This window comes from Microbacterium sp. 05N427 (genome assembly GCF_056397105.1).
This window is the reverse complement of record NZ_JBFTMT010000004.1, coordinates 32,501-54,599: the sequence shown is the minus strand read 5'-3', so window position 1 is coordinate 54,599 and position 22,099 is coordinate 32,501. Positions and strand designations below refer to the sequence as shown.

20 protein-coding genes are annotated in these 22,099 nt (G+C 70.9%); all 20 read left to right on the top strand.

What is annotated here, in order from left to right; genetic code table 11:
- Position 1: 1 nt before the first annotated feature.
- The gene (pyrF, locus tag AC1DG4_RS05250) at positions 2 to 856 is read left to right on the top strand and encodes an orotidine-5'-phosphate decarboxylase (RefSeq protein WP_477381833.1); all 855 of its coding nucleotides are present in this window, start codon (positions 2 to 4) and stop codon (positions 854 to 856) included.
- Positions 849 to 1,763 carry a guanylate kinase gene (gmk, locus tag AC1DG4_RS05245; RefSeq protein WP_477381790.1) on the top strand — a complete coding sequence of 305 codons (915 nt, stop codon included), beginning with the start codon at positions 849 to 851 and terminating at the stop codon, positions 1,761 to 1,763. Before pyrF ends, gmk begins: the two co-directional genes overlap by 8 nt.
- A gap of 99 nt (positions 1,764 to 1,862) precedes the next feature.
- Positions 1,863 to 2,117 carry a DNA-directed RNA polymerase subunit omega gene (gene rpoZ, locus AC1DG4_RS05240; RefSeq protein ID WP_477381791.1) on the top strand — a complete coding sequence of 85 codons (255 nt, stop codon included), beginning with the start codon at positions 1,863 to 1,865 and terminating at the stop codon, positions 2,115 to 2,117.
- A 129-nt stretch (positions 2,118 to 2,246) separates the two neighbouring features.
- The gene (metK, locus tag AC1DG4_RS05235) at positions 2,247 to 3,440 is read left to right on the top strand and encodes a methionine adenosyltransferase (protein WP_477421116.1); all 1,194 of its coding nucleotides are present in this window, start codon (positions 2,247 to 2,249) and stop codon (positions 3,438 to 3,440) included.
- A 29-nt stretch (positions 3,441 to 3,469) separates the two neighbouring features.
- On the top strand, positions 3,470 to 5,551 hold the full coding sequence (locus tag AC1DG4_RS05230; protein ID WP_477381793.1) for a primosomal protein N' family DNA-binding protein: 2,082 nt from the start codon (positions 3,470 to 3,472) through the stop codon (positions 5,549 to 5,551).
- A gap of 48 nt (positions 5,552 to 5,599) precedes the next feature.
- The gene (fmt, locus tag AC1DG4_RS05225) at positions 5,600 to 6,556 is read left to right on the top strand and encodes a methionyl-tRNA formyltransferase (RefSeq protein ID WP_477381794.1); all 957 of its coding nucleotides are present in this window, start codon (positions 5,600 to 5,602) and stop codon (positions 6,554 to 6,556) included.
- A gap of 134 nt (positions 6,557 to 6,690) precedes the next feature.
- Positions 6,691 to 8,046: an RsmB/NOP family class I SAM-dependent RNA methyltransferase gene (locus tag AC1DG4_RS05220; RefSeq protein ID WP_477381834.1), complete on the top strand. Its 1,356-nt coding sequence runs from the start codon at positions 6,691 to 6,693 to the stop codon at positions 8,044 to 8,046.
- A 128-nt stretch (positions 8,047 to 8,174) separates the two neighbouring features.
- Complete coding sequence (rpe, locus tag AC1DG4_RS05215; protein WP_477381795.1) at positions 8,175 to 8,870, top strand: ribulose-phosphate 3-epimerase; 696 nt, start codon at positions 8,175 to 8,177, stop codon at positions 8,868 to 8,870.
- Positions 8,867 to 9,130: a phosphoribosyl-ATP diphosphatase gene (locus tag AC1DG4_RS05210; protein ID WP_477381796.1), complete on the top strand. Its 264-nt coding sequence runs from the start codon at positions 8,867 to 8,869 to the stop codon at positions 9,128 to 9,130. Before rpe ends, AC1DG4_RS05210 begins: the two co-directional genes overlap by 4 nt.
- 55 nt (positions 9,131 to 9,185) lie before the next feature.
- The gene (hisG, locus tag AC1DG4_RS05205; protein WP_477381797.1) at positions 9,186 to 10,028 is read left to right on the top strand and encodes an ATP phosphoribosyltransferase; all 843 of its coding nucleotides are present in this window, start codon (positions 9,186 to 9,188) and stop codon (positions 10,026 to 10,028) included.
- Entirely contained in the window at positions 10,028 to 10,789 is a 762-nt protein-coding gene (hisF, locus tag AC1DG4_RS05200; RefSeq protein ID WP_477421115.1) for an imidazole glycerol phosphate synthase subunit HisF, read from the top strand. Before hisG ends, hisF begins: the two co-directional genes overlap by 1 nt.
- Complete coding sequence (gene hisI, locus AC1DG4_RS05195) at positions 10,786 to 11,184, top strand: phosphoribosyl-AMP cyclohydrolase (protein ID WP_477381799.1); 399 nt, start codon at positions 10,786 to 10,788, stop codon at positions 11,182 to 11,184. Before hisF ends, hisI begins: the two co-directional genes overlap by 4 nt.
- A complete protein-coding gene (locus tag AC1DG4_RS05190; RefSeq protein ID WP_477381800.1) occupies positions 11,184 to 11,762 on the top strand; it encodes a Trp biosynthesis-associated membrane protein in 579 nt (192 codons plus the stop codon). The genes hisI and AC1DG4_RS05190 overlap by 1 nt, the downstream gene beginning before the upstream one ends.
- A 96-nt stretch (positions 11,763 to 11,858) precedes the next feature.
- The gene (locus AC1DG4_RS05185) at positions 11,859 to 12,089 is read left to right on the top strand and encodes an HGxxPAAW family protein (RefSeq protein WP_477381801.1); all 231 of its coding nucleotides are present in this window, start codon (positions 11,859 to 11,861) and stop codon (positions 12,087 to 12,089) included.
- 2 nt (positions 12,090 to 12,091) lie between these two features.
- Positions 12,092 to 12,901, top strand: coding sequence for an indole-3-glycerol phosphate synthase TrpC (trpC, locus tag AC1DG4_RS05180; RefSeq protein WP_477381835.1), 810 nt, complete (start codon positions 12,092 to 12,094; stop codon positions 12,899 to 12,901).
- Positions 12,898 to 14,121 (top strand): tryptophan synthase subunit beta, encoded by a 1,224-nt coding sequence (gene trpB, locus AC1DG4_RS05175; protein WP_477381802.1) that lies wholly within the window; start codon positions 12,898 to 12,900, stop codon positions 14,119 to 14,121. The genes trpC and trpB overlap by 4 nt, the downstream gene beginning before the upstream one ends.
- A complete protein-coding gene (gene trpA, locus AC1DG4_RS05170) occupies positions 14,118 to 14,906 on the top strand; it encodes a tryptophan synthase subunit alpha (RefSeq protein WP_477381803.1) in 789 nt (262 codons plus the stop codon). Before trpB ends, trpA begins: the two co-directional genes overlap by 4 nt.
- A 29-nt stretch (positions 14,907 to 14,935) precedes the next feature.
- Entirely contained in the window at positions 14,936 to 15,949 is a 1,014-nt protein-coding gene (gene lgt / locus AC1DG4_RS05165) for a prolipoprotein diacylglyceryl transferase (RefSeq protein ID WP_477381804.1), read from the top strand.
- A 169-nt stretch (positions 15,950 to 16,118) separates the two neighbouring features.
- On the top strand, positions 16,119 to 20,636 hold the full coding sequence (gene gltB / locus AC1DG4_RS05160) for a glutamate synthase large subunit (protein ID WP_477421124.1): 4,518 nt from the start codon (positions 16,119 to 16,121) through the stop codon (positions 20,634 to 20,636).
- Entirely contained in the window at positions 20,629 to 22,083 is a 1,455-nt protein-coding gene (locus AC1DG4_RS05155; protein ID WP_477421114.1) for a glutamate synthase subunit beta, read from the top strand. The genes gltB and AC1DG4_RS05155 overlap by 8 nt, the downstream gene beginning before the upstream one ends.
- The last annotated feature ends 16 nt before the right edge of the window (positions 22,084 to 22,099 follow it).

The following is a 22,099-nucleotide window of genomic DNA, read 5'->3' as shown; positions in this document are numbered from 1 at the left end:
CGTGACGTCCTTCGGAGAGCGGCTGCGCCGAGCGCTGGACGCGCACGGCCCGCTGTGCGTGGGCATCGACCCGCACGAGGCGCTGCTGGACGCCTGGGGCCTGCCCCAGACGGCGGACGGCGTGCGTGCGTTCGGGCTCGCCACGGTCGAGGCCGCGGCGGGGCGCGTGGGGATCGTCAAGCCGCAGGTGTCCTTCTTCGAGCGGTTCGGATCCCGCGGCTTCGCCGCGCTCGAAGACGTGATGTCCGCGGCGCGCGCGGCAGGGCTCCTGGTCATCGCCGATGCGAAACGCGGCGACATCGGCACGACCATGACCGGGTACACGCAGGCATGGCTCGAGCCCGGTGCACCGCTGGAGGCCGATGCGCTCACGATCAGTCCCTATCTCGGCGGCGGGTCGCTCGCGGAGGCGATCACGCGCGTGCTGCCGGCGGGCAAGGGCGTGTTCGTGCTCGCCGCGACGAGCAATCCCGAGGGAGCGCCGGTGCAGCAGGCGCTCGTCCCCGTCGCTCTCGCGACCGCGCCGGGGGAGACCACTGCGCTGCGCGTCGCCAGGGATGTGACGGCCTACGACTCCCCGGCTGGCGGACTCGGCTCCGTCGGGCTGGTGATCGGGGCGACCATCGATCGGGCCGACTTCGCGCTGGATGACGACACGCTGCGCACGGTGCCGCTGCTCGCACCCGGTTTCGGCGCGCAGGGCGCGACACCCGCGGATCTGCGTTCGAGATTCGGTACGCTGGCAGGTAACGTCCTGGCTTCCGAAAGCCGGAGCATCCTGTCCGCTGGTCCGGACCGGATCGCAGCGACGATCAAAGAGCGCGCCGCGCGCTACCAGGAGGTCATGGGTGGTTGAACCGGCAGGGCGTGCAGTCCCCGAGGTCGATCGCGTCGCCGCCGCTCGTCGAGCGGTCGAGCGCCGCCGCGCGCGGGCGTCGCTGAAGCGCGATCTGACCATGCGGGTCATCGCTCCGCAGGACGTGCTGTCCGCGGCCGCGGCCGACCCGCTTTCGACGGCGGGAACGCTGCGCGTGCCGGACTTCCTCACGGCCCTCCCCGCGATCGGCGCCGGCAAGCGCGATCGCATCCTCGCCGAGCTGCAGATCTCACCGGTCAAGCGACTCGGCGGCCTCGGATCCCGCCAGCAGCTGGCGCTGCGCCACTGGGTCGACTCCCGGTTCCCGCAGCCCGTGCCCCGCGAGGGCCGCAGCCGCCTGCTCGTGCTGGCGGGACCGACCGCGGTCGGCAAGGGCACGGTCGCCGCGCACATCCGTGAGAACCACCCCGAGATCCACCTGTCCGTCTCCGCGACCACGCGCGCGCCGCGTCCGGGGGAGCAGGACGGGGTGCACTACTTCTTCGTCGACGACGCTGAGTTCGACCGCATGATCGCGAAGGACGAGCTGCTCGAGCACGCGACCGTGCACAACCGGTTCCGCTACGGCACTCCGCGCAGGCCGATCGAAACGGCGCTGGCCGAGGGCAAGACCGTGCTGCTGGAGATCGATCTGCAGGGCGCCAGGCAGGTGCGCGCCGCAGATCCCTCTGCGAACCTCGTGTTCCTGCTGCCCCCGTCTTGGGACGAACTCGTGCAGCGACTGGTCGGCCGGGGCACCGAAGACGCGGAGGAACGGGCCAGACGCCTGCGCACGGCGAAGGTCGAACTGGCCTCTCAGTCCGAGTTCGATCACCGGGTCGTGAACGAGGACGTCGCCACTGCGGCCCGAGAGGTCGTAGAATTGACCTCGGCGTCTGCGCGCTGAACGCTTTCGCCGGTCCCTGAGCTTGTCGAAGGGCCGGTGCGCACGCCCGAATTCTTCGCGACACGCGTCGCTGAAAATCCCACCAACAGGAGGTCCACCATGGCCGGACACAACAACGGCATCATCGACCCGCCCATCGACAACCTGCTCGACCGCGTCTCGTCCAAGTACGAGCTCGTCATCTACGCGTCCAAGCGCGCGCGTCAGATCAACGACTACTACTCCGACCTGCACGAGGGCAACCTGTTCGACAACGTGGGCCCGCTGGTCGACTCCTCGGTCGAGGACAAGCCGCTGACCATCGCGCTGCACGAGATCAACGAGGACAAGCTCCGCATCCGCCACGCGGAGTGAGCTGAACCTCCGGAGCCGCCGTCATCCCGTCCGTGGATGTCGGCGGCTCCGTCCATACTGGGCTCGGGCGCACCGGCCCGTATCCAGGGGCGCATCGGCCCCGACCGCCCTCCACACCAAGGAGCACCGATGAGCGCGCTGCGTCTGTTCACCTCCGAGTCCGTCACCGAAGGGCACCCCGACAAGATCTGCGACCAGATCTCGGACTCGATCCTGGACGGTCTGCTCGCGGCGGACACCGGGTCGCGCGTCGCCGTGGAGACGCTCGTGACGACCGGCCTCGTGCACGTCGCAGGCGAGATCCGCACCTCCGGCTACGTCGACATCCCGACGATCGTCCGTGACGTGGTCAACGGCATCGGTTACACCTCGAGCGACACCGGGTTCGACGGCTCTTCGTGCGGCGTGAGCGTCTCGGTGGGGGAGCAGTCGGCCGACATCGCGAGCGGCGTGGACCAGGCGCGCGAGCACCGCGAGGGCGGTTCCTCGGATCCCAGGGACCTCCTGGGCGCCGGCGACCAGGGCATCATGTTCGGCTTCGCCACGACCGAGACGCCGCAGCTCATGCCGATGGSGGCGTGGACCGCGCACCGCCTGGCAGAGCGGCTGACCGAGGTACGCCGCGACGGCACGCTGCCGTTCCTGCGCCCCGACGGCAAGACCCAGGTGACCCTCGGCTACGACGGCTTCACTCCGAAGACGGTCGATGCGGTGGTGCTGTCCACCCAGCACAACCCCGAGATCTCGCAGGAGGAGCTCAAGACGCTCGTCCGCGAGCACGTGATCGATCCCGTGCTGGCGACGACGGGTCTCGACCTCGACGGCGTCACGCACTACATCAACCCGGCGGGTCCCTTCGTCACCGGTGGCCCGAAGGGTGATGCGGGCCTCACCGGGCGCAAGATCATCATCGACACCTATGGCGGGGCGGCCCGGCACGGCGGCGGGGCCTTCAGCGGGAAGGATCCGTCCAAGGTCGACCGCTCCGGTGCCTATGCGATGCGCTGGGTCGCCAAGAACGCGGTCGCCGCGGGTCTTGCGGACCGGCTCGAGGTGCAGGTGGCGTACGCGATCGGCGTGGCGCAGCCCGTCGGGCTGTATGTGGAGACCTTCGGTACCGGCACGGTGGACGACGAGACGATCACCCGCGCGATCCGCTCGGTGTTCGATCTGCGCCCGCAGGCGATCATCGAGGAGCTGGATCTGCTGCGCCCGATCTATGCGGCGACGGCCGCGTACGGGCACTTCGGCCGCGAGCTGCCGACGTTCACCTGGGAGCAGACGACGCGCGCTGACGATCTGCGCCGCGCCGCCGGCCTCTGATCGACCCCGTTCCTTCGCAAGCTCCGCTCGTGCCACGGCCGATCGCCCGCGTCCTGCTGGACTCGCCGGTCCCTCAGCTGGATCGGCTGTTCGACTACGCCATCCCGGCTGAGTTGCTCGATGACGCGATGCCGGGGGTGCGGGTACGGGTGCCGCTGCGCTCCGCGGGACGGCTCATCGACGCCTACGTGGTGGAGCTCGACACCGAGGACGACGACGCCAGGACGCTCGCCGAGGTGGATGCCGTGGTGTCGCGCGCGCAGGTGCTGCCCGAGCAGCTCTGCACGCTCGCCCGGCGTGTAGCGGATCGCGCCGCGGGCAGCGCCTCGGACGTGCTCCGGCTGATCGTGCCCAAGCGTCAGGTCCGCGTGGAGAAGGCGTGGCTCGCCGCAGGCGGCGGCCGGTCGGACGTGGCGGTCGGCGAGCCCGACACGGTCGAGGACGCGCCGGAGGCTGCCGAGGCGCCGACGCAGGCTTTTGACGGCGCCCTGCAGGATCCGGATGATGCCCCGCAGGATCCGGACGGCGGCGCCGCCTCGTCGACCGGCACAGTGCTCCCCGCCGTCTCCGAAACGATCGCCCGGTACGAGGGGCTCGCCGAGGCGCTCGCGGATTCCGCGCGGGCCGCGGTGGAGGCGATTCCGCGGCTGGCTTCCGACGGACTGCCGGAGTGGACCTGGCTGCTGGCGTCGGCCGCCGCGCGCACGATCGCCGACGGCGCCTCGACGATCCTGGTCGTGCCGGACTATCGCGACCTCGACCTGCTGCTCGGTGCGCTCGAGGCGCTCGCGCCCGACGCCCCGATCGCACGCCTGGACTCTCGTCAGACCAATCCCGACCGCTACCGCGCGTATCTCCGCACTCTCGAGGACGCGCCCTGCATCGTCGTCGGCAACCGCTCCGCCGTGTACGCTCCCGTGCGGGCGGGGCTGGTGGCGATCTGGGACGAGGGCGACAGCCTGCTCGCCGAGCCGCTCGCTCCCGGCGTGCATGCGCGCGACGTCGCCCTGCTGAGGCAGGAGCAGGAGGGATCCGCGCTGCTCTTCGCCGGCCACACCCGCACGACGGACGTCGAGCGCTTGGTCGAGACCGGCTGGATCCGCTCGATCACGGCCGCGCGTCGGCAGCTGCCGCGCGTCGTGCTGGACACCACCGAAGATCTGGACCGCCGCGGTCAGCGCTTGCCGTCCCGGGCCTTCCTGGCGGCGCGGGAGGCCGCGGCGACCGGCCCTGTGCTGCTGCAGGTCGCGCGACCCGGCTTCTCACCGACGCTGGTGTGCGCGTCGTGCCGTGCACCAGCGCGTTGCAAGACCTGCGGGGGCCCGCTCGGCGCCGCGCATCGCGGGGCGACGCCGGTGTGCGCCTGGTGCGGACGCGGCGCACGGCAATGGGCGTGCAGCTCCTGCGGCGGCGAGACCGTGCGCCTTGCCGCGTCCGGCAGCGAGCGGACCGCCGAGGAGCTGGGGCGAGCGTTCCCCGGCATCAGGGTGATCGTCGCGGACGGTAAACATCCTGTGGAGCGCATCGACGCGAAACCGGCGTTGGTCGTCGCCACGCGGGGCGCGGAGCCGCTGGCGGAGGGCGGCTATCGCGCGGTCGTGCTGCTCGACGGCTCCCGCATGCTGCAGGCGCCCGAACTGCGGATCGGCGAGTCCTGCCTGCGCTGGTGGTCGAATGCCGCGGCTCTGGCCGCACCAGGAGCGCCCATCCATCTCGTGGGCGTCGACGGGGCGGTGGCGCGTGCCCTCGCCACGTGGTCGCAGGCGGCATACGCCCGTTCCGAGCTGGCCGAGCGCGCGCCCCTGCGCATGCCGCCGTCGGTGCGGGTCGCGCAGCTCGAGGGCACGGGAGCAGGAGTCCGCCGCGCCCTCGACGACATCGCCGCGCTCCAGCTGCCGTCGGACGCCGTGCTCGGTCCTGTTCCGATCGAGGGCGACGACGACGGCCGGGAACGCGCGCTCGTGCGCTTCCCCTACGCGGAGGGCACGCGCGTGGCCGGCACGCTGCGCGCCGCCGTGGTGGCTGAGGCGATGGGGCGTCGTCGGGCCCGCGGCAGAACCCCACGGACTACGCTCTCGGTGAGGCTCGACGTCACCGAACCCGACCTCTGAACCATCCCGTTCACCTCGAACATCCCGCAGCACCTTCGAAGGACCCTCATGCGCCTCGTCTTCGCCGGAACCCCGGCGGCCGCCGTGCCCACCCTCCGTCGCCTCGCCGGCGAGCACGAGATCGTCGCGGTCGTGACCCGTCCCGACGCGCCGTTCGGACGCAAACGGATCCTCACGCCCTCGCCGGTCGCCCAGGAGGCCGATGCGCTCGGGATCCCGGTGATCAAGGCCGCGCGCCTGGACGAGGAGGCCACAGGACGGATCACCGCGCTGCGCCCCGAGCTCGGCGTCATCGTCGCCTACGGCGGCCTCGTGCGCGAACCGCTGCTGAGCGCGCCGGCGCAGGGCTGGATCAACCTGCACTTCTCGCTGCTGCCCGCCTGGCGTGGAGCCGCCCCTGTGCAGCGGGCGCTCATCGCAGGCGACGCGGAGCTGGGGGCCACCGTGTTCCAGCTCGTGCCGGCGCTCGACGCGGGCGACGTGCACGCGATGCGCGTGTATCCGGTCGCGGACGACGCCACCGCCGACGAGGCGCTCGCCTCGCTCGCCGCCGACGGAGCCCAGCTGACGGCGGAGGCGGTGGCCGCGATCGCCGATGGCACGGCCCGTCCGGTGCCGCAACAGGGCGACGCGACGCACGCCGCGAAGCTCGGCCTCGACGATGGGCGGTTGGACTGGACCGAATCGGCAGACGTCGTGTTCGCCCGCTATCGCGGGGTCACCAGTGAGCCGGGCGCGCATACGGCAATCGACGGCGCGCCGCTCAAGGTGCGCGAGCTCGCGCGGGTGCAGGATGCGGATCCACTTCCGCCGGGCGTGCTGCGCGGGGTCAAGGGCGGCGTGCTCGTCGGCACCGGCACCGTGCCGCTGCTGCTCGTGCGCGTGCAGCCGGCGGGCAAGGCTGCGATGGGGGCCGCCGACTGGCTCCGCGGTCTGCGGGTGGCCGAGGGCGCGACAGTGCGGCTCGACGCCGCGTCGCCGAGCGAGCGGAACGAGGCACTGTGAGCGCGCAGGGACGGCAGAACCGCGACGACCGTACGGGGCCTCAGCGGCGCACGGACGGCCAGGGCAGCCCGCGCCGGCAGAGCACGGGCGGCACGACGCATCGCGCACCGTCACGAGACGCGCGTCGTCGCGACGTGCAGCCGGCACGTCGTGTGGCCTACGACGTGATCCGAGCCGTCAGCACATCCGACGCCTATGCGAACCTGCTGCTGCCGGGCGCCATCAGGGAGGCGGGGCTCTCCAGCGCGGATGCCGCCCTCGCCACCGAGCTCGCCTACGGGACGCTGCGTCGTCTCGGGACCTACGACGCGATCATCGCGCAGGCGGCAGGACGGGAGATCGCCGACATCGATCCACCGGTGCTGGACGCGCTCCGCCTCGGGACGCACCAGATCCTCGCCACCCGCGTGGCGACGCACGCCGCGGTCAACGAGTCGGTGAACCTCGTCGCGCTGCAGGCCGGCCGCGGCGCCTCCGGATTCGCCAACGCGGTGCTCCGCAAGGTCGCCGCGCGCACCCAGGAGGAGTGGCTCGACACCGTCGCCGCCGCGGCGCGCTCGGACGACGAGCGCCTCGGACTCCGTTTCGCGCACCCGGTGTGGATCATCCGCGCCCTGCGCCGCGCACTCGCGGCCGAGGGACGGGAGGAGGAGCTCGAGGCACTCCTCGCCGCCGACAACGTCGCGCCCGAGGTCACGCTCGTCGCCCTGCCAGGACTCGCGGAGCCGCAGGATCCCCGGCGGCCGTACGCGCCGACGGCGTTCGGGTCCGAAGGCGGAGATCCCGGAGCGGTCGTCACGGCGAGCAAGGGCAGGGTGCGCGTGCAGGACGAGGGCTCGCAGCTCGTCGCGCTCGCGCTCATCGGCGCACAGCCGGTCTCGGCAGGGGAGCGCTGGCTGGACCTCTGCGCAGGCCCGGGCGGCAAGACGGCGCTGCTCGCCGCGGAGGCCCTGCGCAGCGGCGCGGTGCTCGATGCGAACGAGGTGGTGCCTGCTCGGGCGGGACTGGTCCGCAAGGCGGTCGCCTCTGTGCCTCTGCATGTCGATGTCGCCGAGGAGGACGGCCGGACGCTCACCGCGGACCGGCCAGGAGCCTACGACCGGATCCTGCTGGACGCGCCGTGCACCGGACTCGGGGCGCTCCGGCGCCGTCCGGAGGCGCGCTGGCGGAAGACCGCCGCCGACGTCCCCGAGCTCGCCGCGCTCCAGGAAGGGCTGCTGACGGCCGCGCTCGGCGCGCTCAAGCCCGGGGGGATCCTCGCGTACGTCACCTGCTCGCCGCATCTCGCCGAGACCGCGGCCGTGGTGCAGACCGTCCTCCGAGGCAGGGACGACGTGCAGGAGCTCGACGCCCGCGAGGCGGTCCGCACCGTGTCGCAGCATCCGATCGACCTGCCGGAGCCGTCCAGCGGATCCGGTCACGCCCAGCTCTGGCCGCACCGTCACGGCACCGACGCGATGTTCCTGTCGCTGCTGCGCAAGAAGCCCTAAGGCGGGGCTCCGCTGCCCTCTCCACCTCCGAGTCGTCCCCATCAGCGGAGCCCATAGCGTGCGCTGGCGGGGACGACTCGGAAGTAGGAAGGGGGAGATCGGGGTGTGGATGCCGGGATAATGGGCGCATGCCCGCGTCCCGTGCCGAACTGCCCGCAGCCCCCCGGATCAACCCCTCGATCCTCGCCGCCGACTTCGTGAACATGCAGGCGGATCTCGCCCGCATCGCGACCGCCGACTTCGCGCACGTCGACGTGATGGACAACCACTTCGTGCCCAACCTCACGTTCGGACCGCAGATGGTCGAGCGCATCCAGGCGACGAGCCCGATCCCGCTCGACGTGCACCTCATGATCACGGATCCGGACCGCTGGGCGCCCGGATACGCCGAACTGGGCGCCGCGAGCGTCACCTTCCACCTCGAGGCGGCGACCGATCCCGTCGCTCTTGCGCGGAGGCTCCGAAGCATGGGCGCAAGGGCCGGTGTCGCGATCAAGCCCGGCACCGCGGCGGAGCCGCTCTACGACATCCTCGGCGAGTTCGACCAGATCCTCGTGATGACGGTCGAGCCGGGCTTCGGCGGGCAGGGCTTCATGCCCGAGACGATGCCGAAGCTGCGTGCTCTCGCGGACGAGGCGAAGCGCCGCGGATCGGACGTGTGGCTGCAGGTCGACGGCGGGATCTCCGATGCGACGATCGCCCAGGCCGCCGCGGCGGGCGCCGACACGTTCGTCGCCGGATCCGCCGTCTACGGCTCTCACGACATCGAAGGTGCCGTCACGCGGCTCCGTGGCCTCGCGCGAGCCGGTAGCCTGGGAGGGTGAAGACCTTCGACGAACTGTTCGCCGAGCTGAGCCGCAAGGCGGCCGAGCGCCCGGAGGGATCGGGGACGGTGCGCGAGCTCGACGCGGGAGTGCACACGATCGGCAAGAAGATCGTTGAGGAGGCGGCCGAGGTATGGATGGCCGCCGAGTACGAGAGCGTCGAGGCCGCGGCCGAGGAGATCTCCCAGCTGCTGTACCACCTGCAGGTGCTGATGCTGGCCAAGGGACTGACCCTGGAGAACGTCTACCGACATCTGTGAAGCGCCCCGACGGGCTCTTTTCGAACACAGATCGCTTCGAACGAAAGACCTTCCCATGCTGCGCATTGCCGTCCCGAACAAGGGATCGCTGTCCGAGACCGCCGCCGAGATGCTCGCCGAAGCCGGCTATGCCGGCCGTCGCGACACCAAGACCCTGCACGTGATCGACGCCGACAACGACGTCGAGTTCTTCTTCCTCCGTCCGCGTGACATCGCCACCTACGTCGCGTCCGGCGCGCTGGACGTCGGCATCACGGGCCGCGACCTGCTGCGCGACGTGCGCCGCCCCGATGCGCGAGAGATCGAGCAGCTCGGCTTCGCGCGCTCGACGTTCCGCTTCGCGGCGCCTCCCGGCCGGTTCAAGACCCTGGAGGACCTCAACGGGGTGCGGGTCGCGTCGGCCTACCCCGGTCTGGTCGACGACTACCTGCGCGAGCACGGCGTCGAGGCGGAGCTCGTCCCGCTGGACGGCGCCGTGGAATCCGCGGTGCGCCTGGGCGTCGCCGATGCGATCGCCGACGTCGTGGAGACCGGCACCACCCTGCGCCAGGCGGGCCTGGAGATCTTCGGCCCCGTGATCATCGAGTCCGAGGCCGTGCTGATCAGCCGTCCCGGAGACGCCGAGGGCACCGAGAAGCTGCTGCGACGGCTGCGCGGCGTCATGGTCGCCCACCGCTTCGTGCTCCTGGACTACGACCTGCCCGCCGACCTCGTCGAGCAGGCGGCCGCGATCGCCCCCGGGCGCGAGTCGCCGACCGTGTCCCCGCTGCGGGATCCGGCGTGGGTCGCCGTGCGGGTGATGATCCCGCGTCGCGGCATGAACCTGGTCATGGACCAGCTTTACGCGCTCGGCGCGCGCGCGATCCTCGTGACCGCGATCCACGCCGCGAGGCTCTGATGTCGCTCACGGCGCGCGTCATCCCGTGCCTCGACGTTGCCGCGGGCCGCGTCGTCAAGGGAGTGAACTTCGAGAACCTGYGCGACATGGGGGATCCGGTGGAACTCGCGCGGCACTATGCCGCACAGGGGGCGGATGAGATCACGTTCCTGGACGTGACGGCGACCGTGGACGAGCGCGCCACGACCTACGACGTGGTGCGCCGCACCGCCGAGGAGGTCTTCGTGCCGCTCACGGTCGGCGGAGGGGTGCGCTCGGTCGATGACGTCGCCCGTCTGCAGAGCGTCGGCGCCGACAAGGTCGGCGTGAACTCCGCGGCGATCGCCCGGCCCGAACTCATCGGCGAGATCGCCGACCGCTTCGGCGCCCAGGTGCTCGTGCTGTCGCTCGACATCAAGCGCAGCGCACGCACCGCCTCCGGGTTCGCCGTGACCACCCACGGCGGCCGTACCGAGACCGACCTCGACGCGCTGGTTTGGGCCCGCGAGGCGATCGAACGTGGAGCGGGCGAGCTGCTGGTCAACTCGATCGACGCCGATGGCACCAAGGACGGCTTCGACCTGGAGCTCGTACGTCTCATGCGGGAGGTCTCCAGCGTGCCCGTGATCGCCTCGGGCGGCGCGGGGACGGCGGAGGACTTCGCCCCGGCCATCGCCGCGGGGGCCGACGCCGTGCTCGCCGCGAGCGTGTTCCACTCCGGCCAGCTCACGGTCGGCGACGTCAAGGCGGCCCTGAGCGCCGCGGGGGTGCTGGTCCGATGACTGAGGATATCGAGGCCGAGCTGGGCCTCGTCACCTGGAACGATCAGGGCCTGGTCCCCGTGGTCGTGCAGCAGTGGGACACCCTCGAGGTGCTCATGATGGCGTGGGCCGACGAGGAGGCGCTGCGTCGTACGCTGACGACGGGCCGCGCCACCTACTGGTCCCGCTCCCGCCAGCAGTACTGGCGCAAGGGCGACACCTCAGGCCACGTGCAGCACGTGCGCGGAGCGCGCCTCGACTGCGACGGCGACACCGTGCTCCTGCTCGTCGACCAGATCGGCGTGGCCTGCCACACCGGCACTCGCACGTGCTTCGACGGTACCGATCTCGATCCCGTCGTGACCGCGGTGCAGGACGATGCGGCAGTGGACGACGCAGACAAGGCGACGGAGTGATGCTCACGCGCCGCGCGAAGTCGACGAGCCTTCTGCTGATCCTGCTCGCGGGCGGGCTCGGCATCCTCTCCTCGACGCAGACCTGGCTCACGGTCGGGCGTGCCGACGGGGGAGAGGCGCTCGAGGTCGCCGGCAACGCGGCGCTGCCCGTGCTCGCCCCGCTGAGCCTCACCGCGCTCGCGCTCTGCGCAGCCATCGCACTGGTCGGGCCCGTGATGCGGCGGGTGTTCGCCGCGATCGCGGTCCTCGTCGGCGCCCTCATGCTCGTGCTGACGGCGCGCGTCCTCCTGTTGCACCCCCTCGACGCCGTGAGCCCGGCCCTGACCAAGGCCACGGGTCTCGCCGGGGGCACCGCGCTGTCGGCCCTGATCGACGGGATCGCCGTGACGGCCTGGCCCTGGGCGGCGCTCGTCGGCTGGATCCTGCTCCTGCTCGGCGGCGGACTGGCACTCATCACGGCCGGTCGATGGCGCAGCGGCGGGCGGCGCTACCGCACCGCGCCCGTGCCGCATGACGGACCCGTCGACGCGGTGGAGAGCTGGGACGACCTCAGCCGCGGCACGGATCCCACGCGCTGACGCGCGCCGATCGACGCCCTGTGCCGTCCGGCGTCCTCGCTGCGATGCACGATCCCGATAGACTTTGAACCCACCACCCGACGCTCGGAGGAGAACATGAGCAACCCCATCGCAGATCCCGGCCACGGACACTCGCCTGCCGCTTGGACCGCCGTGGTGATCATGCTGCTCGGCTTCGCCGTCGGCACGACCGCGTTCTTCCTCGAGACTCCTGTCGTGGTGTGGGTGGGCGTCGCGCTGATCGTCATCGGTGCGATCGCGGGCTGGGTGCTCTCCAAGGCCGGTTACGGCGCGAAGGGCCCGAAGTACCAGCCGAAGGCGCACTAATGGTGCTCGCCGACCTCACGGCCGGCGCAGTCGAGGACGCAGCCCGTCGCGAGCGGGACCGTCCGCTCGCGATCGTGGAGCGCGCCGCCCTCGATCGTGCCCCCGCACTCGATGCGCGCGCCGCGCTGACGCCCGCCGACCAGGTGAAGATCATCGCCGAGGTGAAGCGGGCGAGCCCGTCACGCGGAGCCCTCGCCGAGATCCCGGATCCTGCGCTGCAGGCGACCCTGTACCAGCAGGGCGGAGCATCCGCGATCAGCGTTCTCACGGAAGAGCGCCGGTTCGGTGGCAGCCTCGCGGATCTCGAGGCGGTCACCGCCGCCGTGCAGGTCCCCGTGCTCCGCAAGGACTTCATCGCCACGCCGTATCAGGTGTTCGAGGCGCGCGCCGCGGGCGCATCCCTCGCGCTGCTCATCGTTGCTGGCCTGGACCGCCCGAACCTGGAGCGGCTGTACGCGCTGATCCTCGAGCTGGGCATGACCCCGCTCGTCGAGACGCACTCCGCCGAGGAGCTCGAGGTCGCTATCGACCTGGGCGCGCACCTCATCGGCGTGAACGCCCGCAACCTGAAGACGCTCGAGCTGGACCGCGACCTCTTCGGACGGCTGGCGGAGCGGATCCCCTCGACGTCCGTGAAGATCGCCGAGTCCGCCGTGCTCACGCCCGCCGACGTCGCGCATTACCGTGCGGCCGGCGCCGACGCCGTGCTCATCGGCGAGGCCCTCGTCACCGGCGATCCTGTCGCCACCCTGCATTCCTTCCTGGAGGCAGGATTATTCGTCGCACGGAGCGACCGGAGGGAGACGACGTGAGTCTGCGCGATCAGCCGGGGCCGTTCTTCGGCGAATTCGGCGGACGTTTCATGCCCGAATCGCTCATCGCAGCGATCGACGAGCTGACCGAGGCCTACCACGAGGCGATCGCCGACCCGGCGTTCCAGTCCGAGCTCGCGACGCTGCTGCACTCCTACGCCGGGCGTCCGTCGCCGATCACCGAGGTGCCGCGATTCGCCGAGCACGCCGGCGGCGCGCGGATCTTCCTCAAGCGCGAGGACCTCAATCACACCGGGTCGCACAAGATCAACAACGTGCTCGGCCAGGCACTGCTGACCAAGCGGCTGGGCAAGACACGCGTGATCGCCGAGACCGGAGCAGGTCAGCACGGCGTCGCCACGGCGACCGCGGCCGCGCTGTTCGGTCTGGATTGCACGATCTACATGGGCGAGGTCGACACCGAGCGCCAGGCGCTCAACGTCGCCCGCATGCGGCTGCTGGGCGCGGAGGTCGTCCCCGTCACCACGGGCTCGCGCACCCTCAAGGACGCGATCAACGACGCCTACCGCGATTGGGTCGCCTCCGTCGAGACCACCAACTACATCTTCGGCACGGCGGCGGGCCCGCACCCGTTCCCTGCCATGGTGCGCGACTTTCAGAAGATCATCAGCGAGGAGGCGCGTCAGCAGCTCCTCGACGAGGCGGGTCGCCTGCCGGACGCGGTGATCGCGTGCGTCGGCGGCGGATCCAACGCGATCGGCATGTTCGACGCCTTCCTCGACGACGCCGACGTCCGGCTCTACGGGGTGGAGGCGGCCGGCGACGGCGTCGACACGCCCAAGCACGCCGCATCGATCGAGCGCGGCCGGCCCGGCGTGCTGCACGGCGCCCGCACCTACGTGCTGCAGGACGAGGACGGTCAGACCATCGAGTCGCATTCGATCTCTGCGGGGCTCGACTATCCCGGCGTGGGGCCGGAGCACTCCTGGCTCGCCGCGATCGGCCGCGCCGAGTACATCCCGGCCACCGATGACGAGGCCATGCAGGCGCTGCGCCTGCTCAGCCGCACCGAGGGCATCATCCCCGCGATCGAGTCCGCGCATGCCCTCGCGGGGGCCATCCGGATCGGCAAGGAGCTCGGCCCCGACGCGATCCTCGCGGTCTGCCTCTCCGGTCGCGGCGACAAGGACATGGACACCGCCGCCCGCTACTTCGGGCTGTACGACGAGGGTGCCGCAGAGAACGGAGCCGGCGCATGAGCCGCGTCGAAGAGGCCATCCAGCGCGCGCACGACGCAGGACGCGGCGCCTTCATCGGCTACCTGCCTGTCGGGTACCCGGATCTGCAGACGAGCATCGACGCGGCGATCGCGCTCGCGCGCAACGGCGTCGACATCATCGAGCTCGGCCCGCCGTACAGCGACCCCGTGATGGACGGCGCGATCATCCAGGAGGCCACGCAGGCCGCGCTCGCGAACGGGTTCCGGATGCGCGATCTGTTCACGGCTGTCAAGGCCATCACCGACGTGGTGGACGCTCCCGTCGTCGTGATGACCTACTGGAACCCCGTGCTGCAGTACGGCGTCGACCGCTATGCCGACGACCTGCTCGCCGCGGGCGGCGCAGGGCTCATCACCCCGGACATCACGCCGGAGGCGGCGCCCGAGTGGATCGCCGCGAGCAAGCGCACGGGTCTGGACCGCGTCTTCCTCGCCGCGCCCACCTCGACCGACACGCGGCTCGATCTGGTCGCGTCGAGCTCGACCGGCTTCGTGTACACGGTATCGACCATGGGCATCACCGGAGAGCGCGCCGAGCTGGACAAAGCGGCGCGCACGCTCGTCGGGCGGCTGCGGGAGCACGGCGCCGGGCGTGCCTGCGTCGGCATCGGCATCTCCACGGCCGACCAGATCGCGGGCGTGCTGGAATACGCCGACGGCGCGATCGTCGGCACGGCTCTCGTGCGCGCGCTCAGGGACGGGGGAGTGGAGCGACTCGCCGAGGTGACTCGCGAACTCGCCACGGGTACCTCACGCGCACGGTGATGGCGCCCTGACGACGTAGACTCGTGACCATGCCCTTCGCGCTCCAGAACGCCCTCATCGGCGTGCACGCCAGCATCCCGAGCCCGCCGGTCAGCTACTTCACGCTGAACATCTTCGGGTGGACGCTGCAGATCCACTTCTACGCGCTGTGCATCATCGCCGGCATCATCGCGGCCACGCTGCTCACCAATCACCGCCTCAGCAAGCGCGGTGCGGAGCGCTGGGTCGTCGTGGACATCTGCATCATCGCGGTGCCTCTGGCGATCATCGGAGCGCGCATCTTCCACGTTCTGACTCATCCCGGCTTCTACTTCGGCCCGGATAAGAACACCTGGAACCCCTTCGAACCCGGCTCGGTCTGGGCGATCTGGGAGGGCGGCATCGCGATCTTCGGCGCCCTCATCGGCGGCGCGATCGGCGCCTGGCTCGGCTGCAAGTGGACCGGAGTGCGCTTCTCCGCCTTCGCCGACGCGCTCGCACCGGGCCTGATCCTCGCACAGGCATTCGGCCGCTTCGGCAACTGGTTCAACCACGAGCTGTTCGGTCTTCCCACCAACCTTCCCTGGGGCCTCGAGATCGAGTCCACGAACGTCGCCTTCCCCGCCGGGCTCGCCCCGGGGACGCTGTTCCATCCCACGTTCCTGTACGAAGTGATCTGGAACACGCTGGGCTGCCTCTTCCTGCTCTGGCTCGGCCACAAGCTGCGCCTGCAGTGGGGCAAGCTGTTCGCCGTCTACCTGATCTGGTACGGCGCGGGGCGCATCGTCTGGGAGTCGATCCGTATCGACCCGAGCGAGATCTACTTCGGGCTGCGCACCAACGTGTGGGCCGCGCTGTTCGGCGTCGTGCTCGGCATCGTCATCCTCGTCGTGCAGCACCGCCGCCACCCCGGCTTCGAGCCCTCGCCGTACCAGCCGGGTCGGGAGCCGAGCGACGCTGGGGTAGAATCGCAAAACCCCGATGATTTCGTCGACCTGAGCGAGCCTCAGTCCGACGAGAATCGCGCGGAGGCGGACGCCACGAGCGCCGTCTCCCGCCCCTGAGAACGGCACCGACAGGAGCCTCGCTGCGGTGGACGCACGTCCACCGGGAATCACGCACTGAACGAGCGGGCCGATGATGTCCCCGGGTTCATCAGAAATCTGAGGACGGTGACTGGTGTACTTCCAGCCTCCCTACGGCGCCTCTGGCGCCTACCCCCCGAAGCAGGGCATGTACAACCCCGCGTTCGAGAAGGACGCCTGCGGCCTGGCCATGGTCGCGACGCTCCGCGGGGAGCCAGGCCACGACATCATCGCGCTCGCCCTGGAGGCGCTGCGCAACCTGGAGCACCGCGGCGCCATCGGGTCCGACGCGGGTACCGGCGACGGGGCCGGGATCCTGACCCAGATGCCGGACGCGTTCCTGCGGGCCGTCACCTCTTTCGAGCTTCCTCCGGTCGGCGAGTACGCCGCAGGACTCGCCTTCCTCCCGCTCGATTCGCGCACCCGCCGCGAGCAGAAGGCCGGGATCGAGAAGATCGCCCGTGCGGAAGGACTCACCGTCCTCGGCTGGCGCGAAGTCCCCACCGCGAACCAGCATCTCGGCAAGCTGGCCGACGAGGCCCGCCCCGCGTTCGAGCAGCTGTTCGTCTCGCGTCCCGCTTCCAGCGGTGCCGAGGCCCTCTCCGGGATCGCCTTGGACCGCGTCGCGTACCGGCTGCGTAAGCGCGCGGGCCACGAGCTCGGCGCCTACTTCGTCTCGCTCTCTGCGCGCACCCTCGGGTACAAGGGCATGGTCACGACCCTGCAGCTGGAGCCGTTCTACCCCGACCTCCAGGACGAGCGCTTCGCCTCCGAGCTCGCGGTGGTGCACTCCCGCTACTCGACGAACACATTCCCGTCCTGGCCGCTCGCGCAGCCGCTGCGCATGCTGGCCCACAACGGCGAGATCAACACCGTCGGCGGCAACCGCAACTGGATGCGCRCCCGCCAGTCCCAGCTCGAGTCGGAGCTGCTCGGGGACATCCGCCCGCTGCTGCCGATCTGCACCGACGGCGCGAGCGACTCGGCCTCGTTCGACGAGGTGCTCGAGCTGCTCACGCTCACCGGCCGGAGCCTTCCGCACGCCGTGATGATGATGGTGCCCGCGGCCTGGGAGCGCCAGACGGATCTGGATCCCGAACTGCGCTCGTTCTACGAGTACCACGCGAACCAGATGGAGCCGTGGGACGGCCCCGCCGCCCTCATCTTCACGGACGGCACCGTCGTGGGTGCCACGCTCGACCGCAACGGCCTGCGCCCTGGCCGCTGGACCGAGACGACGGACGGGCTCGTCGTGATCGGCAGCGAGACCGGCGTCCTCGAGTTCGAGCCGGAGCGCATCAAGCGCCGCGGCCGCTTGCAGCCCGGCACGATGTTCGTCGTCGACACCGCGCAGCGCCGGATCGTCGAGGACGAAGAGGTCAAGCGCGACCTCGCGGCTCTGCACCCGTGGCAGGAGTGGCTAGACGAGGGCCGCGTGCGCCTCGCCGACCTCCCCGAGCGCGAGCACATCGTGCACCCGGTCGCGTCGATCACCCGCCGCCAGCGCACCTTCGGCTACACGGAGGAGGAGGTGCGGATCCTGCTCACCCCGATGGGGCAGACGGGCGCCGAGCCGCTCGGCGCCATGGGCAGCGACACGCCGATCGCGGTGCTCTCGGAACGGCCGCGGCTGCTCTTCGACTACTTCGTGCAGCAGTTCGCGCAGGTCACCAACCCGCCTCTCGACGCGATCCGCGAGGAGGTCGTGACGAACCTGTCGCTCGGCCTCGGACCCGAGCGCAACCTCCTGGCCTGGGGACCCGACCACGCCCGCACGATCGTGCTGGACTTCCCGGTCATCGACAACGACGAACTCGCCAAGCTCCGTCACATCGACCGGGCGCGCCCCGAGCGCTCCAGCGCGACGATCAAGGGGCTCTACCACTTCGACGTGGGGCCGCACGCGCTCGCGCAGCGCCTCGACGAGATGTGCGCCGAAGTCGACGCCGCGATCGAGGACGGCGCGGAGCTGATCATCCTCAGCGACCGCGACTCCAACAAGGACCTCGTCCCGATTCCGTCGCTGCTGATGCTGTCTGCCGTGCATCACCATCTGATCCGCCGCGAGGACCGGATGAAGGTCGGTCTGATCGTCGAGGCGGGCGACGTCCGCGAGGTGCACCACGTCGCGACGCTCATCGGCTACGGCGCGTCCGCCGTGAACCCCTACCTCGCGATGGAGACGGTCGAGCACCTCGTGCGCACCGGGTACATCACCGGCATCACGCCGGAGAAGGCGGTCCGCAACCTCATCTACGCGCTCGGCAAGGGCGTGCTGAAGATTATGTCCAAGATGGGCATCTCCACGGTCGGCTCATACGCCGGCGCGCAGGTGTTCGAGGCCGTCGGCCTCGGCCAGGACCTCGTCGACGCGTACTTCACGGGTACCGAGACCAAGCTCGGCGGCATCGGCATCGAGGACCTGTTCGCCGAGAACCAGGCTCGCCACGACTTCGCCTATCCCGAAGACGCGGCGGCGCGCGCGCACGAGCGCCTCTGGACGGGCGGCGAGTATCAGTGGCGCCGCGACGGTTCCCCGCACCTGTTCAACCCGCAGACCGTGTTCCGCCTGCAGCACTCGACCCGCACCCGCCGGTATGACGTGTTCCGCGAGTACACCCAGCTCGTGGACGACCAGGCCAAGGAGCTGAAGACCCTGCGCGGCCTGTTCGAGCTGCGCACGGGCGAGCGTCCCCCCGTCCCGATCGACGAGGTCGAGTCGGTGTCGTCGATCGTGAAGCGGTTCTCGACCGGCGCGATGAGCTACGGCTCGATCTCGCAGGAGGCGCACGAGACGCTCGCGATCGCGATGAACAGTCTCGGTGCGAAGTCGAACACCGGCGAGGGCGGTGAGGACCCGGATCGCCTGGTCGACCCGGAGCGCCGGAGCGCGATCAAGCAGGTCGCATCCGGCCGGTTCGGCGTCACCAGCCAGTACCTCACCGAGGCGGACGACATCCAGATCAAGCTCGCGCAGGGCGCCAAGCCCGGCGAGGGCGGGCAGTTGCCGCCGCAGAAGGTGTATCCGTGGATCGCGCGCACGAGGCACGCGACGCCGGGCGTGGGGCTCATCTCGCCGCCGCCGCACCACGACATCTATTCGATCGAGGACCTCAAGCAGCTGATCTTCGACCTCAAGCGCGCCAACCCGGACGCGCGGATCCACACGAAGCTGGTGAGCCAGTCCGGCATCGGGGCGGTCGCCGCGGGCGTGGCCAAGGCGCTGAGCGACGTGATCCTGGTCTCCGGCCACGACGGCGGCACCGGAGCGAGCCCGCTGAACTCGCTCAAGCACGCGGGCACCCCGTGGGAGCTGGGGCTGGCCGAGACGCAGCAGACGCTCATGCTCAACGGCATGCGCGACCGCGTCGTGGTGCAGGTCGACGGGCAGCTGAAGACCGGGCGCGACGTGATCATCGGTGCGCTGCTGGGCGCGGAGGAGTTCGGTTTCGCGACCGCGCCGCTCGTGGTGAGCGGCTGCATCATGATGCGCGTGTGCCACCTGGACACCTGCCCGGTCGGCGTCGCGACGCAGAACCCTGTGCTGCGCGAACGGTTCACCGGCAAGCCGGAGTTCGTCGTGAACTTCATGGAGTTCATCGCGGAAGAGGTGCGCGAGCATCTCGCCGCGCTCGGCTTCCGCAGCCTCGAAGAGATCGTGGGACGGGCGGACCTGCTCCGCACGGACGCCGCGATCAGGCACTGGAAGGCGGATGGCCTCGACCTCGCCCCCGTGCTGGAGGGCCCGGCATTCCCCGCCGACGAACCGCGTCGCAGCGCCCGCGCGCAGGACCACGAGCTGGAGAAGCACTTCGACGCTCCTCTGCTCGAGGCCGCCCGCGACGCGATCGCTCAGGCGGTGCCGGTCTCCTTCGACCTGCCCATCCGCAACACCGAGCGCGCCGTCGGGACCATGCTCGGCCACGAGGTCACCGTGCAGCACGGGGGCGAGGGTCTGCCCGCGGGCACGATCGGGATCTCTCTGCACGGCACCGCGGGTCAGTCCCTCGGGGCCTTCCTGCCGCGGGGCATCTCGATCGACCTGGAGGGCGACGCCAACGACTACGTCGGCAAGGGCCTCTCGGGCGGTGAGATCGCGATCCGGCCGCACCGGGATGCGACGTTCGAACCGCATCGCAACGTGATCGCCGGCAACGTGATCGGCTACGGCGCGACGAGCGGCACGATCCACATCTCCGGCGTTGTCGGCGAGCGCTTCCTGGTCCGCAACTCCGGGGCGATCGCGGTCGCCGAGGGCGTGGGCGACCACGCACTGGAGTACATGACCGGCGGTGTCGCGGTGATCCTCGGGAGCACCGGCCGCAACCTCGGTGCCGGCATGTCGGGCGGCATCGCGTACGTGCACGACCTGCAGGTCGAGCGCGTCAACCCGCTGTCACTGGGCTCGGGGGAGCTGGAGCTCCTCCCGCTCGACGAAGTGGACACGCAGGAACTCCGCGAGTTGCTCGCGCAGCACGTGGAGCGCACCGGATCCCCGCTCGCCGCGTCGATCCTGGCGGACGACGACTTCGCCGCCGCCTTCACGAAGATCCTGCCGCGCGACTACGCCGCCGTGCTGCGCACCCGCGCAGAGGCAGAGGCCGAGGGGATCGACCCCGACGGCTCCATCGTCTGGACCCGCATCCTGGAGGTGACCGGTGGCTGATCCCAAGGGCTTTCTGACCGTCACGGAGCGCGAGCTCCCTGCTCGCCGGCCCGTCCCGGTCCGCATCATGGACTGGAAGGAGGTGTACGAGCCGGGTGATTCGGCCGTGCTCCGCCGCCAGGCCGGCCGGTGCATGGACTGCGGCGTGCCGTTCTGCCACCAGGGCTGCCCGCTGGGCAACCTCATCCCGGAGTGGAACGACCTCACCTGGCGCGGCGAGGGCCGCGCCGCGATCGACCGCCTGCACGCGACGAACAACTTCCCGGAGTTCACCGGGCGGTTGTGCCCTGCGCCGTGCGAGAGCGCGTGCGTGCTGGGCATCAACCAGCCGGCCGTCACGATCAAGCAGATCGAGGTCTCGATCATCGACGAGGCGTTCGCCTCGGGCTGGGTCGAGGCGCAGCCGCCGGCCCGCCTCACCGGCAAGACCGTCGCCGTGGTCGGATCCGGTCCCGCCGGCCTCGCCGCCGCCCAGCAGCTCACGCGCGCCGGGCACACCGTGGCGGTCTTCGAGCGCGACGACCGCATCGGCGGCCTGCTGCGCTACGGCATCCCCGATTTCAAGATGGAGAAGTCGCACCTCGACGCGCGCCTGCGGCAGATGTCCGAGGAGGGCACCCGTTTCCGCGCGGGAGTGAGCATCGGCACCGATATCAGCTGGGCGGATCTGCGCGCTCGGTACGACGCCGTCGTGATCGCGACAGGGGCTACCMTGCCCCGCGAGCTCGCGATCCCCGGACGCGACCTCGACGGCGTGCACTTCGCGATGGAGTACCTGGTCGAGTCGAACAAGGCGGTCGCCGGGGATCCGGTCTCGAACCAGATCACCGCAGAGGGCAAGCACGTGATCGTGATCGGCGGCGGAGACACCGGCGCCGACTGCATCGGCACGGCACACCGTCAGGGTGCGCTCAGCGTGACGAACCTCGCGATCGGCCGTCAGCCGACCGACCATCGCCCGGAGCACCAGCCCTGGCCGATGATGCCGACCGTGTTCGAGGTCTCCTCGGCGCACGAGGAGGGCGGGGAGCGGCAGTACCTCGCCTCCACCGTCGAGTTCCTCGGCAACGAGGCGGGCGAGGTGCGCGCACTGCGCGTCGCCGAGACCGAGTTCGTGGACGGGCGACGGGTTCCCAAGAGCGGCAGTGAGCGAGAGATCCCGGCGGATCTGGTGCTCATCGCGATGGGGTTCACCGGACCCGAGTACGAGGCCTATGGCGAGGACGGACCGCAGCGCACCGAGCGCGGCGCCTTCCGTCGCGACGAGGACTACGCCTCGACCATCCCCGGCGTGTTCGTGGCCGGCGATGCCGGACGCGGTCAGTCCCTCATCGTCTGGGCCATCGCCGAAGGTCGCGCCGCGGCCGCCGCGGTCGACCGGCACCTCATGGGTCAGACCGTGCTGCCTGCTCCGGTCCGCCCGTCGGATGTCGCGATCGGCGTCTAGCCCGCGTAGGCTGGGC

Coding starts and splice junctions, on each gene's coding strand:
- rpoZ (WP_477381791.1), top strand. CDS start 1,863: ATGGCCGGACACAACAACGGCATCATCGACCCGCCCATCGACAACCTG.
- fmt (WP_477381794.1), top strand. CDS start 5,600: ATGCGCCTCGTCTTCGCCGGAACCCCGGCGGCCGCCGTGCCCACCCTC.
- rpe (WP_477381795.1), top strand. CDS start 8,175: ATGCCCGCGTCCCGTGCCGAACTGCCCGCAGCCCCCCGGATCAACCCC.
- hisG (WP_477381797.1), top strand. CDS start 9,186: ATGCTGCGCATTGCCGTCCCGAACAAGGGATCGCTGTCCGAGACCGCC.
- hisI (WP_477381799.1), top strand. CDS start 10,786: ATGACTGAGGATATCGAGGCCGAGCTGGGCCTCGTCACCTGGAACGAT.
- AC1DG4_RS05190 (WP_477381800.1), top strand. CDS start 11,184: ATGCTCACGCGCCGCGCGAAGTCGACGAGCCTTCTGCTGATCCTGCTC.
- AC1DG4_RS05185 (WP_477381801.1), top strand. CDS start 11,859: ATGAGCAACCCCATCGCAGATCCCGGCCACGGACACTCGCCTGCCGCT.
- trpA (WP_477381803.1), top strand. CDS start 14,118: ATGAGCCGCGTCGAAGAGGCCATCCAGCGCGCGCACGACGCAGGACGC.
- lgt (WP_477381804.1), top strand. CDS start 14,936: ATGCCCTTCGCGCTCCAGAACGCCCTCATCGGCGTGCACGCCAGCATC.